The sequence below is a fragment of the Sphingobacterium anhuiense genome, from assembly GCF_042686355.1.
GTDB lineage: Bacteria > Bacteroidota > Bacteroidia > Sphingobacteriales > Sphingobacteriaceae > Sphingobacterium > Sphingobacterium anhuiense.
Map to the genome: position 1 here is coordinate 706,305 of NZ_JBHUPE010000004.1, position 17,514 is coordinate 723,818.

19 protein-coding genes are annotated in these 17,514 nt (G+C 33.8%); 6 read left to right on the top strand and 13 right to left on the bottom strand.

The annotated features are described in order from the left end of the window. Nucleotides 1-96 precede the first annotated feature (96 nt). The 3 genes from ACFS6I_RS08600 (at nt 97) to ACFS6I_RS08610 (ending at nt 1,664) form a co-directional block, all read left to right on the top strand. Nucleotides 97-549 carry an Lrp/AsnC family transcriptional regulator gene (locus tag ACFS6I_RS08600; RefSeq protein WP_132768379.1) on the top strand — a complete coding sequence of 151 codons (453 nt, stop codon included), beginning with the start codon at nt 97-99 and terminating at the stop codon, nt 547-549. A 21-nt stretch (nt 550-570) separates the two neighbouring features. After that, on the top strand, nt 571-1,068 hold the full coding sequence (locus ACFS6I_RS08605; protein ID WP_380919668.1) for a GNAT family N-acetyltransferase: 498 nt from the start codon (nt 571-573) through the stop codon (nt 1,066-1,068). Nucleotides 1,069-1,133: 65 nt separating this feature from the next. Continuing rightward, entirely contained in the window at nt 1,134-1,664 is a 531-nt protein-coding gene (locus ACFS6I_RS08610) for a DUF1697 domain-containing protein (RefSeq protein WP_380919670.1), read from the top strand. 692 nt (nt 1,665-2,356) lie between these two features. On the opposite strand, the gene ACFS6I_RS08615 is transcribed toward ACFS6I_RS08610, so the two are convergent. The 11 genes from ACFS6I_RS08615 to ACFS6I_RS08665 all read right to left on the bottom strand — a co-directional run bounded on the left by ACFS6I_RS08615 (nt 2,357) and on the right by ACFS6I_RS08665 (nt 10,677). Further along, a complete protein-coding gene (locus ACFS6I_RS08615) occupies nt 2,357-2,554 on the bottom strand; it encodes a hypothetical protein (RefSeq protein WP_380920903.1) in 198 nt (65 codons plus the stop codon). A 329-nt stretch (nt 2,555-2,883) separates the two neighbouring features. Further along, nucleotides 2,884-3,390, bottom strand: a complete 507-nt coding sequence (locus ACFS6I_RS08620; RefSeq protein WP_380919672.1) for a 4'-phosphopantetheinyl transferase family protein — start codon at nt 3,388-3,390, stop codon at nt 2,884-2,886. Beyond that, nucleotides 3,387-3,641, bottom strand: coding sequence for an acyl carrier protein (locus tag ACFS6I_RS08625; protein ID WP_380919674.1), 255 nt, complete (start codon nt 3,639-3,641; stop codon nt 3,387-3,389). The genes ACFS6I_RS08620 and ACFS6I_RS08625 overlap by 4 nt, the downstream gene beginning before the upstream one ends. A gap of 4 nt (nt 3,642-3,645) precedes the next feature. Then, nucleotides 3,646-4,917, bottom strand: a complete 1,272-nt coding sequence (locus ACFS6I_RS08630) for a beta-ketoacyl-[acyl-carrier-protein] synthase family protein (RefSeq protein ID WP_380919676.1) — start codon at nt 4,915-4,917, stop codon at nt 3,646-3,648. Next, nucleotides 4,914-5,348, bottom strand: coding sequence for a 3-hydroxyacyl-ACP dehydratase FabZ family protein (locus ACFS6I_RS08635; protein ID WP_168126650.1), 435 nt, complete (start codon nt 5,346-5,348; stop codon nt 4,914-4,916). The genes ACFS6I_RS08630 and ACFS6I_RS08635 overlap by 4 nt, the downstream gene beginning before the upstream one ends. 6 nt (nt 5,349-5,354) lie before the next feature. After that, nucleotides 5,355-6,407, bottom strand: coding sequence for a type III polyketide synthase (locus tag ACFS6I_RS08640; RefSeq protein ID WP_380919678.1), 1,053 nt, complete (start codon nt 6,405-6,407; stop codon nt 5,355-5,357). After that, nucleotides 6,404-7,117, bottom strand: coding sequence for a methyltransferase domain-containing protein (locus ACFS6I_RS08645; RefSeq protein WP_380919680.1), 714 nt, complete (start codon nt 7,115-7,117; stop codon nt 6,404-6,406). Before ACFS6I_RS08645 ends, ACFS6I_RS08640 begins: the two co-directional genes overlap by 4 nt. Beyond that, complete coding sequence (locus tag ACFS6I_RS08650) at nt 7,114-8,241, bottom strand: NAD(P)/FAD-dependent oxidoreductase (RefSeq protein ID WP_380919682.1); 1,128 nt, start codon at nt 8,239-8,241, stop codon at nt 7,114-7,116. The genes ACFS6I_RS08645 and ACFS6I_RS08650 overlap by 4 nt, the downstream gene beginning before the upstream one ends. 186 nt (nt 8,242-8,427) lie before the next feature. Further along, nucleotides 8,428-8,811, bottom strand: coding sequence for a hypothetical protein (locus ACFS6I_RS08655; protein ID WP_380919684.1), 384 nt, complete (start codon nt 8,809-8,811; stop codon nt 8,428-8,430). A 595-nt stretch (nt 8,812-9,406) separates the two neighbouring features. Continuing rightward, nucleotides 9,407-9,976 (bottom strand): xanthine phosphoribosyltransferase, encoded by a 570-nt coding sequence (gene xpt / locus ACFS6I_RS08660; RefSeq protein ID WP_380919686.1) that lies wholly within the window; start codon nt 9,974-9,976, stop codon nt 9,407-9,409. Between the two features lie 323 nt (nt 9,977-10,299). After that, nucleotides 10,300-10,677, bottom strand: a complete 378-nt coding sequence (locus tag ACFS6I_RS08665) for a hypothetical protein (RefSeq protein ID WP_132768357.1) — start codon at nt 10,675-10,677, stop codon at nt 10,300-10,302. A 345-nt stretch (nt 10,678-11,022) separates the two neighbouring features. Between ACFS6I_RS08665 and ACFS6I_RS08670 the strand changes: the two genes are divergently transcribed. Both ACFS6I_RS08670 and ACFS6I_RS08675 read left to right on the top strand, forming a co-directional pair. Continuing rightward, nucleotides 11,023-11,967 carry an SGNH/GDSL hydrolase family protein gene (locus ACFS6I_RS08670; protein WP_380919688.1) on the top strand — a complete coding sequence of 315 codons (945 nt, stop codon included), beginning with the start codon at nt 11,023-11,025 and terminating at the stop codon, nt 11,965-11,967. Nucleotides 11,968-12,037: 70 nt separating this feature from the next. Then, on the top strand, nt 12,038-13,291 hold the full coding sequence (locus ACFS6I_RS08675) for an MFS transporter (RefSeq protein WP_380919690.1): 1,254 nt from the start codon (nt 12,038-12,040) through the stop codon (nt 13,289-13,291). Between the two features lie 212 nt (nt 13,292-13,503). Here the strand turns inward: ACFS6I_RS08675 and ACFS6I_RS08680 are convergent, their stop codons facing one another. Then, on the bottom strand, nt 13,504-14,328 hold the full coding sequence (locus tag ACFS6I_RS08680; RefSeq protein WP_380919692.1) for an ATP-binding protein: 825 nt from the start codon (nt 14,326-14,328) through the stop codon (nt 13,504-13,506). 101 nt (nt 14,329-14,429) lie between these two features. Continuing rightward, complete coding sequence (locus ACFS6I_RS08685) at nt 14,430-15,842, bottom strand: MFS transporter (protein ID WP_380919694.1); 1,413 nt, start codon at nt 15,840-15,842, stop codon at nt 14,430-14,432. Nucleotides 15,843-15,961: 119 nt separating this feature from the next. Between ACFS6I_RS08685 and ACFS6I_RS08690 the strand changes: the two genes are divergently transcribed. Beyond that, nucleotides 15,962-16,294 carry a winged helix-turn-helix transcriptional regulator gene (locus ACFS6I_RS08690; protein WP_021188358.1) on the top strand — a complete coding sequence of 111 codons (333 nt, stop codon included), beginning with the start codon at nt 15,962-15,964 and terminating at the stop codon, nt 16,292-16,294. Nucleotides 16,295-17,514 lie beyond the last annotated feature (1,220 nt).

The following is a 17,514-nucleotide window of genomic DNA, read 5'->3' on the forward strand; positions in this document are numbered from 1 at the left end:
ATATTTAATTTTAATAGCCTAATATGGATTTAAATTCACTCAATTAGTAGCTTATTAAATTTAATTTAACTCTAAACTTAATAATTAAAAATAACCATGAATCATTTGGATGATTTTGATATACAGATTTTGAAACAGCTCGAAGCAGACGGACGCATGGCGTATTCTGCTATAGCTACAGAGCTAGGAGTTTCCAATACAATGGTCCATCAGCGTATTACACGCCTTATGGATCAAGGTATTCTTACGGGAATTAAGCCTGTTTTGGACGAAAAAAAATTGGGTTACGATTGGGGAGCTTTTACTGGAATATCTCTTGAAAAAGATCATGATTCAAAAAGAATAATTGAGGAGCTTCATAAAATTCCTGAGGTAACAGAATGTTACTATATTACTGGAAATTATACGCTATATTTAAAGATCATCGCTAAAGATCATGAGCATATGAGACAATTATTGTATGAGAAAATAGACAGTATTGCAGGTATTGCCAAAACGGAAACTATTATCGAGCTGGGTTGTGCTTTTAGACGTAATATTGTTTTATAAATCACTTTATCATAGAAGATAATGAAAATAAACTTACAGAAGTATGGATCGGAAGATTTTAACTCTTTCAAAACACTTGTTTGTGAAGATGCTTTAATGAAATATATTTCTGGGAATGGATTGAATGAAAATCAGGCTAGAGCAAAGTTCGATCGTATTCTTGAAATCAATAGTAAGGAACTTGAATTAGGATATTTTAAGGTTCTTACTGATGAAAATGAATTTGTGGGAGATTGCAAGTTGGAGCGATATAAGCATGATGAGAGCATTCTTGAAATAGGTTATATTATAAAAAAGAATTTTTGGAGAAATGGAATAGGATCTTTAATATGTCGAAAATTACTAGATGTAGCGCATAATTTATATCCTGATTTAGCGGTTATTGGAATTATTGATCCAGAAAATATGGCTTCTAAAAAATTACTTGACAAATTTGGATTTGAAAGTTATTTTATTGGGATTGAAGACGATTTACCAACTGAGAAATTAATATTGAAGAAATTGCAAGTTGATGAATGAGTCCTATTTGTAAATAAACGTATAATGATGTATCGTATGTATTTTGACTTAATTTTTTAAGAATTATGAAGTACTGTGCTTTTCTGAGGGGTGTAAATGTCAAAGGAACCAACATGAAGATGACTGATGTATGTCAGGTTTTTAGGGATGCAGGAATGCAGGATGTTAGGTCCATAATCGCATCTGGTAATATTGTTTTTTCATCACATAAAAACGAGATCGAATTAAAGTTAATTTTGGAAAAGTCCATGTCAGCTTATTTTTCTTACGACGCTGTTTTATTTATAAAGTCGGAGCGTGATACGGTATTATATTGGGAAAGTGTTCCTTTTGAAAAGACTACGGATTTTCATATCTATGCATTTGTCGGAGATACTGGAATAGAAACAGTTTTAATGGCTGAATTTCAGGACGCGACACAAAATACTAGTGAGAGCGCAGCAATAGTTAATCATATTTTCTACTGGCAGGTCCCTAAAGGAAACACGCTTGATTCAGCATTTGGAAAGATTTTGGGTAAAAAGACACTCAGAGATCAATTTACAAGTAGAAATATTAATACTTTTGAAAAGGTTCTAAAGAAGATGAATTCGTAATGTGGTTAAGAACTATTTGAAAGGAAATCCCCTGTAATGGCCTTATAAGTTATAATAATAACAGTATGACTTACCAGGTTAATAGAAAAGAGATTATTAACTTTATTTTAAAGAATAGTAGTCAATTTTTATATATTTTAGACTTAAACACATTCCGGTAAAAACAATTATTCCTCCGATAATCTAATACGATAAATTACTGCGTTTTTTATTTGTAAGCTTTACTGAAACATTTTTATGCAAAACAATAATTATTTTTTAATAGATAGCTTCTTTGGTCTCATTTTTGCTATTAAACAACCTGCGCATTTACAGTGTTTAGAAGGAGCGTAATTCGACCTCGTTTTAAATTATATTAAGAATGTTGGATTATGATGGGATCGATCTGGAAATTGAAATAAATCTACCTTTATTTACATAAATAGTAAAGCCATTCTTTTTAAGAATGGCTTTTTTTAATATTCTAAAATTACCCTAATTTGATAATATTAATCAAGTTGTCATATTCATCTGCCTCTCCCAAACTTTTACAAGTTATTAGAATCAAACCTATTTTGACTAAAAGTATCCAACTTAACCTTGCAGGCAAATAATCAGCAAAAGTTAGCCGGATTTTTATTTTTGGTCTTTCTGTTATTAAATTGCTAATTTTTATTTGGGATTTTTGATATTGAAATTCAACTTATTTATTTTTAGCTTTCGATTAAACGTCTATGATAATTTATTTGTACGAGATGATAAGCGAGATGGGTTGTCAGGTGAATTAAAAAAAACTCTGTTGAAGTCTTTTTTGAAAACACTAAAATGGGATATTCGGTATCTAATTCTTCATCTGCTATTTGGCTTAGTGCAAGTCTAATAGTTTCAATTGTATCTTCTATTTTCGTAATTAGATCTTTTCTCGGAACATTTTTTTCTAAAAATTCAAGATCTCTATTTCTTACATAGTTAAGTTTTCCCGATCTCTTTACCTATATAAGTGTTTAAGTTACCAATTAAATGGAGGGTTAAATTTCCAGCTGAATTCAAGATCTTTTTCTCAATCCGCCAAATATTGGATTCATTTTCGTAAAGTTCTATTTCAGTTATTAATTTTTTCAGATCTCTTTCAAAAAGGGATACTAATGTATTCGTGAGCATATTTAATTATCATTAAAGTTTTTCCTTGTCTAAAAATGGTTTCAGCAACTTTCGCAATTAAACTGATCCTGATTTAGAATTATTTACTTTTAATTGTCACTGTCTTTTCAAAGCGACCATGGTTGCTATTTGAAGCTGCTTTATATTGATTTGAGTTTGTAATACATAACCAAGGTATTCCATTTATATCTTTTAGCATTTCTTTTTTGTCTATTTCCACTACGAGATCTAGATCTTCTAAGTCATTAACAGCAATAGTATGGATAAAATCATCAGCTAAAAAAGTTCTTGTATGATAGATATTTCCGATATAAAATACTTGACCAGTTGCACTAAAACAGGTTTGTGATAATATTTTACAAATCAGTTTCTTAGGAATGAATTCTCTTTTTTTTGTCTGTCTATTTAGGATTTTGTACGCTGCTTCTTTCATGCTCCACATTAACCATATTATAATTTCTGGATCAGAACTATTGGCTATAAAGCACTGTTCTTCTTCTGAAAATAGTTTTTCCAGAAACCCTTTCCGTTGCCAGTTACTTTCTTGACGGGATTGTTGTAAATCTATAACATCATTACCAATCACTTTTGAGCTAGTTTGATTTCTATAATTTCAACTGCTGTCCTAACATCTAACATGCGTTCCATATCGGCATTATCGATGACCACATCAAAAATTTGTTCAATATCAAGCACAATATCTACTAGATTTGCAGAATTTATGTTAAGATCATTGATAAAATCGGTGTCCTCTGTAAGATTTTCATATGCTTCTTTATTTTGGGTATAAGGTTTGATAATTTCCTTTAACTTTTCTATTAGTTGTTCCTTATTCATAAGATTAAATTTCAAATTTTTTAAATATTACACAAGCATTCACATCACCAAATCCAAAGCTAGCTTTGGCTATTACATTTAAATTAATGTTAAAAGATTTTGTCGGTATTTTTGAGGCATCAATATGATTTGCTATTTCTGGATGTAGATCATCGCAATTTGTATTTCCAAATAAAAACTCATGATGAAGTTGCAGCACTGTAGCTACACTTTCAATGCTTCCTGCAGCACTGAGGCAATGTCCTATCAAGCTCTTTAATGAATTGACGTAGGGAAAATTAACATGACTTCTGCCCAATGCCTTTGTCCAGTTCTCTATTTCAATACTATCTTTAGCAGTTGCTGTAAGATGACCATTGATTGCGTCAATATCATTTGCTGAAATAGCTGCGTTTTTGAGAGCATCAATAATGCATCTTTGAACAGCTTTGCTATTTGGAGCAGTCATCGTACCATTTCCCCGCTGTCCCCCACAGTTTACACTACCACCTAGAATTTCTGCGTAAATATTTGCCCCTCGTTTTAGCGCACTTTCTAAGTCCTCAATAATTAGTGCTCCTGCACCGGATGCAGGTACAAATCCTGCTGCTGTTGCACTCATAGGACGGGAGCCTGCTTCAGGATCTTCATTATATTTAGAACTGCAAACTCTTAAAGCATCAAATCCAGCCCAAATGTAGGGGCCGCTATCTGAAGTGCTGCCCGCTAATATGCGTTTTGCTTTTCCTGATCTTATACGGTCATAGGCCATTATTATTGCTTCGGTCCCTGTTGCGCATGCCGAAGAATTCGTGGTTACCTGATTTCCTAGTCCTAATTTTCCGCCCAGATATGCACTTATACCACTATTCATAGTTTGAGCAACAACACTGCTACCAAGTTTACGCGTCTGTAAATCATCAATTTTATAGATACTTTCGCGCAATTTATCAATGCCTGATGTTCCTGATCCAAATATAGTCCCACTGTCCCAATCAGGCTCATTATTATTTTCTATCGGCAGTCCAGCATTTTTCCAGGCTTCAACACCTGCAATGACGCCATATAGTATTCCGCTACTGTTAAAACCTCTAAGTTCAAGATCGGTAAAATACGCTGACTTTATTTCATCTGTAATTTGGGGTTTTCCTGCTATTTGACAAGAAAACTGCAATTGCTGTAATTGTTCATCCTGGCGTATTCCAGATATACCATTTTTAATAGCATCGGTAAAAGCAGGTACGCCAACTCCATTTGGAGCAACGACCCCTAATCCCGTTATTACAACTCGGTTCATAGCTCAGTGGTTAACATTCCTGAAAATATACCTTGACTAACAATCTGTTCGGCTTCGTTTTTCATACTGATGTTACACTTGAGTTTGCCGAATCTAAAATATATTTTTTGAGAAATTACAGTAACTTTTTCATTTGGATATACAGGTTTTAAAAATTGCATTTCGACAGATGTAAATGCAATTGAAGTATTTTTTAGCTCATTATTAAGAAGGTAAATGCCGAGACAAACAAGACCTATCTGCGCCATAGTTTCTGTTAAAATCACTCCAGGAGTAACCGGTTTTTCTTTAAAATGTCCCTTATAGAAATCTAGATTTTCATCGAAGGTATATGTACCCATACTTCCATTTTCATCAATATGAAGCAACTCATCGACGAATAAAAATGGTTTACTATAGGGTAATTTTGCTATAATATCTTTTACGTTCATTGTACATTACCATTTTAATAAAAGCCCTTGAGCAGAAAATCCTGGACCAAAACTTAACATCAACCCTAATTCTCCCTGTATGGGATTTTTATCCATGACGCGCTCTAGGACATAAAGAACAGTTGCACTTGACATATTACCATATTGCAATAATATTTCTTTTGTGTGATCAATATTTTTACCCCACTCTGAAAATAGTTTTTCGACCGTCATTACGATTTTTTTTCCTCCGGGATGAAATATCATATGGTCTATGTCTCTGATTTCTAAATTATTTTTCTTTAAGAATGGATGTATAATATCACCAAAATGTTGTGCTATGGTATCCGGAACTTCAGTGCCAAGTATCATTTTCAAACCACTATTGGTCAGTTTAAATCCCATAATATGCTCCGTATTAAAGAAGTGATACATCTGTTCATCAAGTATGGTGGGACCATAATCTTCTTCATAAGAAGAAAGTAGACAACAAGCTGCCCCATCACCAAAAATAGCCGCGCTTACAATATTTGACATTGAAAAATCATCCAGTTGAAATGTAGCAGTCGGAGCTTCAATCGCTATTACTGCGGCTCGTTTGTTAGGATTGCCTTTGAGGAAGTTTTTGGCATATAACAAACCCGATACTCCTGCTACACAGCCCATCTCTGTAACTGGCAATCTGACGATATCCTGTCTTAGTTTCAGTTTATTTATAAGATACGCATCTAAAGAAGGGATTATAATACCGGTGCAACTTACAGTAATAATATAGTCTAAGGTGCTTGGATCCCATCCCGCTTTTTTAAGTGCTTTCTCAAGCACTTGTTCACCAAGGATAATAACTTCACGGCTATAAATGTTATTTTTATCTTCAAAAGAAGTTGCTGTAAATACTTCAATAGGATCCATAATTGAATACCGTGTATTTACTGCCGCACCTTCAAATATTTTTTTTACTTTTTTTATAAAACGTGTTTCTTGTCCATAAAGCCAAGTATCTAGCATTGGAAGTACTTCAACTGTATCGCTTGAATATTTCGGTAGTTGTTTTGCAACAGTTACGATCTTTATACTCATATTTTAGGTATAATCCATTGGTAACGAAAGGCCCATTTCCATTGGATGGTATAATTTTTTAAATTTAGTTTTCTTGCAAAACTTTGCAGTTCATTTCTTTTAAATCCTCTCAATATCGATGTACATCCATCTTCTTGCAACATCCTGTTTAATCTAAAAACAAAACATACCATTTGGTAAAGTCTATAAGCCAATTTGCTGCGCTGTAAATCGTTTATAACTATTCCTACAGAGGCATTATGACTAAAGATAGTGATTAAATCTATTATTTTTTCATTAGTAAAATGATGAATAGTTAAGGTGCAAAGTGCAATATCGTATTTTAATGTCTTGAAATTTTCTTCAAATATATCAGTGCATACATAGTCAATATTAGCGTAGCTTGTTGATAATTTTCGAGCATAGTTGATCGTATATTCATTTGCATCTATACCGATCATTTTAAAGTTAATATTGTTCTTAATACCGTATTTGGCTAACATACGTAACATATCACCGTTACCGCAACCTATATCTGCGACAGTGATATGTTTAGATCGATCAACCTGTGCTAATAATTGCTTTACGCCATTAAGTGTAATACTATTGCCTCCAAGAAATTGATTAATGCTTGCAATTTTATCTAGAGCTTCTCGTAATTCTTCACCTTGGAGTGAAAAATCATCCATTAATTCGGTTTTTTCTGTCCTATTATCGGTATTTATTCTCATTTGATTGTTATTGCTTTACCGTGTGTTTGCTTTATTATCAAAGGAAGAAGAGAGGGGAACATCGTTGCGATCCTGATCAATACTGTTGTGATGGTTTGATGTTGAAGTGCTTTCGATAACAGGTTTCCGATTAAGAGTCTCTTTTCGAAATTTTGTTTCCATTGTTGTGCGAATTTTTTTTCTAATAATTTTCGGGATACGATTTTACCTGTGTAATAGTCGACGATTAGCTCTGACGAAATTTTAGCACTGTGCATAGCCATGGCCATGCCATTGCCACAGAGGGGATGGATAAGGCCGGCAGTATCACCGATCATTAATATATGGTTTTCAATGATCGGTTTTTTATCAAATGATATTTGACTTATTGTAAGTGGTTTATCAAAAAGTAATGTGCTATTTTCAAAAAAGTATTTGATGTGTTTATTCTTGTAAAGAATATTTTGCTCAAATTCTGTAATATTCTTGTGCTTTTTAAATGATTTTAAATCAGCTAGGTAGCACATATTTATAATATTGTCTTCAACTTTTGTAATACCACAATAACCACCCTTAAAATTGTGTAATGCTACTACATCATCAGGAAATTCTCCGGAATAATGTCCTTTTACGGCTAGCCACGGGGTAGTTTTATTCATAAAATTACGTTTTAGTACCTGATCCACGTTTGATCGTTTCCCGAATGCTCCCAATACGATTTCTGCTATTAATATCTGATTTTCGGTCATCACTGTGAATGCATTTTCATTAAATGTTACATTTGTTACTGTAGCTTTAATAACGGTACATCCCATTTTTACTGCTTGTAGATATAGAGAATTATCTAGCGAATACCTGCTGATGCCAAGGCCTCCCAACGGTAAGTCTGCTTTTGCAGTTTTACCATTTTGATGTGTAAATATAAGTTTATTAATATTTGTTGGATATACTTGTAAAATGTCTGAGCTCAACCAATTCAAATAAGGTAATATTTCGTTTGAAAGATATTCCCCGCAGACTTTATGACGAGGATAACTATATTTTTCAATTAATGTGACATTTAATCTTTTTTTTGTTAAATGTAATGCAGCTGTTAAACCTGCAAGGCCTCCACCAATAATAATAACATCAGCATTTTTCTTCATATATATTTAGCTATAAAACAGGAATATCATAAATTTTGGAGTGGTTAGTGAATAGGTGAAAGTATTTTAGGACGATGAAAGGAAATGATATAGATTTTATTTACCTTTTAGACATCATACAAGAGGGGGAGTTCAGTGCTGATCAAGTTTTGTCTCCCCTCAGATATTTTAAGAATCCGTTCAATATTAATTAGTGGTGAAATATGTTCGTACAAAAGCGTATTGCTGATTTTCGGTCATTTTATCAGCAGGTTTTATTCCGATTTTAATTTTAGCATATGCTAGATCATCTTTAATAGTATTGTATAGCTCAATTTTTGCATCAGTTGGACCAAAAATGAGTACTTCATCATACTGTTTGATTATTTTAGCTATTTCTTTATAATATTCGGATAGCTCATTCTGTTTTTTATTATGCATGACACTTTCACTACGTTTTAGTGCCTCTTCCTTATCCTCATGGGTAAAGTTGCATTCAATAGTTTTAGTTTGCATAGGATTTGTTGAATAATCCATCAAGTTGGCAAATGAATGGTCCATCCAGATACCAATTTTTGTTTTTTCTATCATATTCATATCGTTTAATTACTGGTTACGATCTATTATAACCTGATTTCATGACAAATTACTTCATAATTATTATACAGATCTCTTATCTTTCAGCATAAATCGCTCTTTAGCCATCAGTAATCATCATCATATAAGCCATTTAATAAAAATGCCTATTATAAGAGTTAATGTCTTATCAACAAATTCGAAGGTTATTTTGTTTCATTTAAAAAGACGTTTTATTTGTAAAGTATCGATAGACTAGACTTAGTAGATATCAAAATAGGTTTGTATAATTTAAAATAATTTAGTTCGATATTGCTTAACAGAAATGTAAAATATTGAACAAAATTAGACATATGATAAGCTTTGAAAGTATCGTTTAAACAATTTAGGATTTTAATATTAAAAATGACTAGAAATATTTTTTTTTTTTAAAACAAAGATGTAGTGGAGTTCAGCTTCATGAGAAGATAGACTCAAATGATTTTCACAAGCTTAAAAATGAGGCTATAGTGTTAAAACTAAAGCCTCTTAGTATTAATGAAGAATGTTGATCTCCATAGCCGGATGCTATAGCGTTATGCAAGAAGATTAAATTAGAATGAAGTGATTTTTAGTCTTCAAACTCGATAAGATTATCACCTAATGTTTTAATACGTGCGAGAGATTCTATTTGAATATTTAATTCCTGTAGGCGCTCATTTCCCTTTTGAAAAGATTTTTCAATAATAAATCCCATACCCAGCATGGTGGCTCCAGCTTTCTTTACCAGTTCATAAACTCCAATAGAAGCATTTCCGTTGGCTAAAAAATCGTCGATAAAAACTACCTGGTCAGTTTTAGTTAAGAAGTCAGTACTTACACATATATCATATGTTTTATCTTTGGTGTAAGAATAAACCGAGGCCGTTAACATATTATTCATTGTTTTCGGAACAGTTTTTTTCACAAATACCACGGGAAGTTCTAATAAGTATCCAAGCATTATTGCAGGAGCAATGCCACTTGCTTCAATCGTTATAATTTTATTAATTGGTAGATGCCCAAAGCGACGGACAAACTCAACACCTATAGATTTCATAAGAATAGGGTCCATCTGATGGTTTATAAAACTATCAACTTTTAATATTCCGCCTTCAAAGCTTTTACCATCCTTTAAGATTCGGTCTTTTAGTAATTTCATGTTAAAATAATAATGCAAAGCAAAGATAGTTGAACAAAATGAAAACAAAGCCACTTTTAGATTCATCTTTGTTTTCTGTTTTAGCTCTCTTGTTTATAGATACTATTTAAATAGAACTTATTTTTATAATTGCTATAAGTAATATTTCATCTTCTTTAATTGCATTAAAATTTAATAATGCATATGTCCTTTTATAAAAATAGCTGGAAATTAATTATTAGTCTCAGTGGAGATATCTGAAATATTGGGACTTCATGTTGTTTCAAGAATGCTTCAAATGTAGCGGTGCTTTTTTTGCAAAGCATCTTAATTTACGTGTTTAATTATAAATCACAGTCAGTTATATTGTTATTTTCTTTATGCCAGTCGTGAAAACAAAAACGGCATTGCTTTGCTGTTGGTGTCCGGGCTAGCTTGTGGCATTTTGGACAATAATTGAAAACGATATCCAGGTGATGGTCTCGCAATATGCGGGTTGCCGTATTTTCATTGAATTTTTCTAAACCATTGTTAAGAAGACTCAATACGGTTTGATCCTTTGTAAGCCATCCGGTCTTCAGGTATATTCGTTGCATTTTCTCTAAATTTTCACTGCCATCTAGTTTTAGCGTGGAATGAGCATGTTTATATGCAAGCTTCTCTTCGGGCGACATCAGATCGAGATAGTAGGTAATAATATAATCCTGAATTTCCTTGTTCATAATAGTAAGTTAAATATGCGATTTGACAATCGCAAAATCAACATTAAATTTTTCTGTTTTAAGTCCTGGTCTAAACCGAGGAAATTTTTAAGAGCAAAAGCTCATTTGGTTAATTCCATCAAACTTTTCAAAAGTATTAATGGTGATTACTATTGTTTTTTTAACTTCAAAAATTCGAGGATTTTAATCAAAAATAGTTTATTAATTACCAGCCAATATATTATATTTAGTCTCTCGAGATAGAATTATCAGATCATATTCGTTAACTAATCCAAACATCATAATTTTAATTTGAAAATAGCAAAAATTTTTAACTTGCAAAGTTCCCTGATAAATATATCACTTATGAAAAATTATACTTTTTTAATAATTTTTAGTTTTTTTTGTTCGATTTTAGTTGCGCAACAAAAATCTAATTCTCTGTTGCATTTGAATCGAGCCGAAAAGATTTTATTTCTTGGAAATAGCATCACCTATGATGGTCGATATGTCGCTATGGTAGAAAGTGTTCTTCTAAGTAGTCATTTTATAAAAGGTACTGCAATAATCAATCTTGGGCTTCCAAGTGAGACTGTTTCTGGGCTTAGTGAGGACAATCATGCGAACGGTGAATTTGCAAGACCATGTTTATTCGATCGGTTGGAAAGTGTATTGCAGAAGATCAAACCTGATGTTGTTTTTGCATGTTACGGAATGAATGATGGCATTTATCTCCCTTTTGACAGTGTGCGTTTCAAAGCTTATCAGGACGGTATAGAAAACTTATATACGGAGGTGCTTAAAAGTGGTGTAAAACGGATTGTATTGATTACACCGCCCGTTCATGATGATCCAGATATTGGTCTCCGCGGATATAATCAAGTATTGGATCGATATTCAACTTGGCTATTAGAACAGCGGAACAATAAAAATTGGGAAGTTATAGATCTTCATTTTCCCATGAAAAAATACTTAGAATCCAGAAGACGGATTGATCCGACGTATAAGCTGGCTCCGGATGGTATACATCCAGAGCAGGAGGGACACTGGTTAATGGCCAGGTCAATTATTTCCTATCTTAATCCTACATTTCCGCAAGTGATCAAGTGGGATGAGTACGTTGCTAACCATACTTATTTACCCAAGTTGTATGAGGCTGTTCTTAAGAAACAAGAACTAATGAAACTAGCCTTGCTGCGCTATACTAAACATAAAAGACCTGGCATTCCCTCTGGCTTGACCATGGAACAAGCTAATCAGCAAAATAAGCATTTAGAAAAACAAATTTCATTATTGATAAAACATGATTAATTATTTAATATAATTAATAGAATACTGCGCCTTAAAATTTCTTAACTTTGATATAGGTAAAAATAGTAAAATGGGACTAAGCAAAGTAGCGTCAACCACCAGATTATATGTTATAGCATGGGTATTTGGACTTTTATTCTATTTTTTAGATTATGTAATCCGTTCATCTCCTGCAGTCATGCTACCCCAACTGGCTGAGCAATTTAACGTAACACCGGTTAATCTCATTACTATTATTGGCACTTATTATTATACCTATTCTATTGTTAGTTTACTGGCGGGTCTTGCTCTTGATAAATTTGGAGCAAAATATTCTTTGTTTACAGGTACATTGATTTTAGGTATTGGCTGCCTGCTTTTTGTACTCTCCAGTTCTTTTGCTGGTAATGCCGGCAGGTTATTACAAGGCGCAGGCTGTGCATTTGCCTTTCCGGGATGTGTGTATCTTGCTTCAAAAGGGTTTTCTGCGAAGTCGCTAGCTACTGCCATAGGGTTTACACAATGTGTAGGTATGCTTGCAGGCTCTGCTGGACAGTTTGTTGTTGGGCCGTGGGTTGAAAAAGGACTACAAACGAGCGATTTTTGGTTAGGAGCTGGTTTGATCACTATCGTAGTGGCTTTCGGTCTATTACTTATCATACCGAAAAATGAAGATAAAAATGCACCTGTGAAAACCATAGATTCAAAAGGTATTTTATGGCCCTATAAGGTTGTTTTTTCTAATCCTCAGTCCTGGTTATGTGGTTTGATATCAGGGTTATTGTTTGCTCCTACAACCATATTTGCCATGACATGGGGTGTTGCCTTTTTTCAGCAGGATAAAGATTTTAGTTTTCATGCAGCAACAATCGCAAGTGCCATGATTCCTATGGGATGGGTAATAGGTTGCCCGCTATTGGGTTATATAACGGATAAAATTGGTGCGCGCAAGCCAGTTCTTTTAGTTGGTGCTCTGGTTATGATTTTAGCAATTGGCCAGATTCTTTTTCTTCCAGATCTAATATCTGTATATACTACTAATTTTATATTTGGTGTTGCTTCAGGAGCTGCAATGATTCCTTATTCAGTTATTAAAGAGTCTAATCCTGATGAGGTTAAAGGTAGCGCTACCGGAGCGATGAACTTTATAACTTTTGGTGTAACTACGCTGTTAAATCCTATATTTAGTAAGTTTTTTGGACAAACGCTGTCTTTAGGAATAAACAAATCATCTCATTTTCAATCGACAGGATTATTCTGGATAGGGGGTATAATACTAGCTATTATATTAACGTTTTTTCTTAACGAAACTGGAGAAAGAAAAGTCACGAAGTCATCGTTATAAATTGTAAAACTTAACATATCTAGTGCAGCTTGCGCATTTATAGCGTATTTTTTTATAAAGAACTTAAATCGACGATAGATCTTTATTGGATGTATTTTTCATATACTTTATCTAAGCAAAATTATTTTATTGATCAAAAAAAAGAAACTATAGTTGTTTAAAGTAGTTGCAAACAACTATAGTATTATTACAAAAGGTGTAATTAAATTATGTTATTTTAGTTGATAAGCAGCAACACTCTTTTTGAAAAACGTAGGTACATAAACGATCTTCTTGATTGGATCATAACCGATATCTGCTGTATTTTTCTTTTCTGTTGTGCTATCTAAAAGTAATTCTGATTTGCCATTAGCATATACATAATAAATGTAGCCACCCCAACAGGAATATACGAAATCTCCATTGCCGACTGGCTCAATACCATCTCCTCCACAAGGTAGTTCTGCTAAAGCTGTGATTTCTTTCTTTTCATTAGCTTTAAGTAATTGTTTATCACCACCGGCGATATATAGATCTTTTCCTATTGCCTTTAATCCGTTGACACCTTCTATATTTTCAAGATACACCTCAGCTTTATTGTTGATGATCTTGTGGATTTTTTTAGTTCTGGTATCTGAGACATAAACCACACCCTTGTCAGTTACAGTGATATCATTTAAGAATGCAGATCCGGTTATTGGAATTTTATGAAGCACTTTGCTTGAGGGGATATCGATAATAACAACATCGGTTATATCTGCGGCATAAAGCGTGTTGCCGTGCTTGGCAAGTCCTTTTGGTGCATTAAGACCATTAATCCACTCCAGATCGATAACTTTACCATTCATATCCAACTTACCGATACCGCCGATACCATCTTTTTGATCTGAGCTGTTACCCATGATTGATACATATAAAATACCTGCTTTGGTATCTGGTAGTACGGATTCAGGCAGATTGATGATACTATCTGTTTCCCATATTTTATCAAGTTTGTGTTGGGCCTGAACAGATAGCCCCAATAGTGATGCTAGTGCTAGACTGAGTGATTTTTTCATAATTACTTTTGTTTTAAGATGGTTTAAATGTTGAAAATAAATAAAAAAATGTAGATTATGAAGTATTAATTTATTCCGTATAGTTATTGAAGATAAATTCTTCAATTTACAGTTCCTGTTTTTCGCATAGGTAAAAGTGCCATAAAAAGACCAGCAGCTACCAGTAATGTAATAGAAATAACAGCAGAAATACCGTAAGCATGACTCAGATTTTCCATGCTTAAAAATACACTATTTTGATCGTGAAAATAAATACCCACTACCAGTGCTATACCCATACAGATAGAAAGTTGCTGAATGGTGAGGTAAATCCCAGAAGCAGTACCGATCAAATCTGTCTTGATATCTTTTATTGCCATTGTCATAAGGGAAGGCAGTACGGTACCACATCCTAGGCCATAATAGAAAAATAGGACATGTACCTGATAGATGACAACTGCGGGTTGATTATAAACGTATAAATGTGCGATTAAACCACTGATCATAATGGTTAACCCATATAAAATGACTGATTTTCCGTTTTTTTGTACAAGTTTGCTGACTACAATACTGGCAATGACATAGCCGATGCCCTGATAAACAAATGCAACACCGGTCATAGTAGGTGTAAAGTTTTTGTATAGCTGGAGGTAATTGGAGTTGATAATGAAATACGCATCCTGTACCATGTAATAAGCAAATGCCGCTGCCAAACCTAAATTAAAGATTTTATTGTCGAATAATGAGAAATTGATCAGAGATGAAAGACTATTCTGTTCGCGTTTTTTTTGTTGTTTCAGGAATATAAATAAAAGTAAAAGAGAACCTATTAAAAGTAGGATGCTCCATAATGGCCAATGCAATTCTGGACCCAGAATTAAAGGGCAAACCAAACCGATCAATAAACCAAATAATTGGAACATAGGTAGGTAACTAATTTTTGCGTTGACATCAGGTTCGATGCGGGGAATAAGACTATATACCGATATAAGGGCAACGATACCGACAGGAATATTGACTAAAAAAATCAACCTCCAGCTTTCATTGATCCAGGATTGATCGGGCAGGATACCGCCCAACAATTGCCCGAGTACGGATGCTATACCAGCTATACTTCCATAAATACCAAGTGCTAGCGTTCTTTTTTCTTGTTGCTTAAAGAGCGAAGTTATCAGAGCAATACCTTGTGGAACCATCAGTCCTGAGCTGACACCCTGCAAAAGTCTGCCAAAAAGCAGGATATATATATGTTCGGAAACACCGCAGATGACCGAGGAAATCGTGAACCCCAACATGCCTATGAGGTACATTTTTTTTCTGCCATAGTAATTCCCTGCATTTCCAGAACTTATAAGTAGACTGGCATAACCGATGACGTAGAGAATAATGATCCACTGAGTTTCGCTGGTGCTGAGTTGCAGTGATTGCTGCATGGAGGGTAAAGAAACATTAATAATGAACAGATCTGTCACAAATAAAAATATTCCGGCAGAGAGCACGGAAACTTTGAGCAGATCAGTAATTTGGAAACGCATATCGATAGTTTTTAGTAATTTTATCCATCAAATTTAAGCGTGTTAATTGTCGTTATCAAGTAGTTATAAGAAGCATACTTAGTATCGTTTTATGTACTAATGCTCAGTATAAAGGTTTTATGGAAGAAAAAAAAATCAAAAATTCGGAAAGCTGTTGCGATGTCAACGGCATTTTCAAGATTATTGGGGGGAAATGGAAAGCATTACTGATTAAGACCATTGCACAGCAGTGTCCAAAACGTTTCGGTGAGTTACGAAGAGATATGGAAGATATGGCACAAACGACATTAACGTTACAATTGCGCGAGCTGGAACGTGATGGGATTATCTGCAGACAAGTGTACATGGAATCGCCACCTCGAGTGGAATATAAATTGAGTGAAATGGGAAAGACGCTTCTGCCTGTTATCGATATGCTTGATGAATGGTGGGATGCCTATAAAATGAGATAAGCAGGTAACCGAGGGGTTACCTGCTTGGAATGTTATTTTTGTCAATAATATAGTATGGGTTTCCAGTTTACTCTCCAGCTGACATAACCAAAGTAAGATCCGTAGTAAACTCCAAATCTGTAGTTGTATGGGCTTTAACTAAAATCTTATAACTTCCAGCTTGCAATGACTAGCTTTTCTGTACTAAAACTGCACATGTATCGCTATTGACCGAAAATATACCCACAGTATTGTCGTATCGATTTCCATCTTTAGCTACAGATACAAGTGTAAAATTCATCAATTCAGTATAGATTGGACAGCTATAAGTGATTTTGATTTTTTATTTATATGGATGGATGGGGTAGGGGAATAGAAATATCTTCCCAACAATCTAAGTAGAGAATTGGGGGCTTTTGTATTGCAGAAATATGAACATAATTTATTTACTGTCAATTTTGGTTATCGTCATGACTGGGTAGCTAGACCCGCACTTTGTGATGAGAGTTACATCCCAAGTAGAGGCATGAACTGTGAAAAATTGACACCAAGAGATTTTGATTTGAATGAGTTTCCTGGTGATAGAGTGGCATGCTTCTGATACAGAAATCATTTAAAGCAACGCTACCTTGGGAAAAATATAAATCTTGAGCCAGCAATGCCATCTTATTCATTACTCGCCGCACAAGTTGGTTATTCTTTTAAAATTAGGGAGTATGTTTTTACATATTACTTATCGGGTCATAATTTGCTAAATGTAGAAGCACGCCCTCAAGACTCACTGTTGAAATACCTCGCGCCGCTTCCTGGGCGTAATATTTCATTAGGTATCAAAATACAGTTATGGTCTAGGTTGGATTTTTTTTGATTACGATATTATGTTGTTTTAAACCCTCTGACGCTACTTGTTATGTTTGCGACAAAAAACATCGAAAATATAATTATAAGGTTTCCTGTGACCTGTGTTGAGGTTGAAAAAAAAGGACTTTAAATTTTTCAAATGGAATTTACTTGCATCAGAGGGTAAAATATTTTTATAGCGGAGTAGATGGTGATAGATGAAGTACTGGCAAAGTATCTAAATTAAATGGATGAACTTGTCTTTCGACCACATATTTTTTTGTTCAAAATGACATTGGCAAATCTTCTTATTATAGATGTTTTAAATATGGATTTTAAAGGGGATTCATAGCGCTTTTAATAACATGACTTAAAAATAAAATACAAATATTTTTGATTGT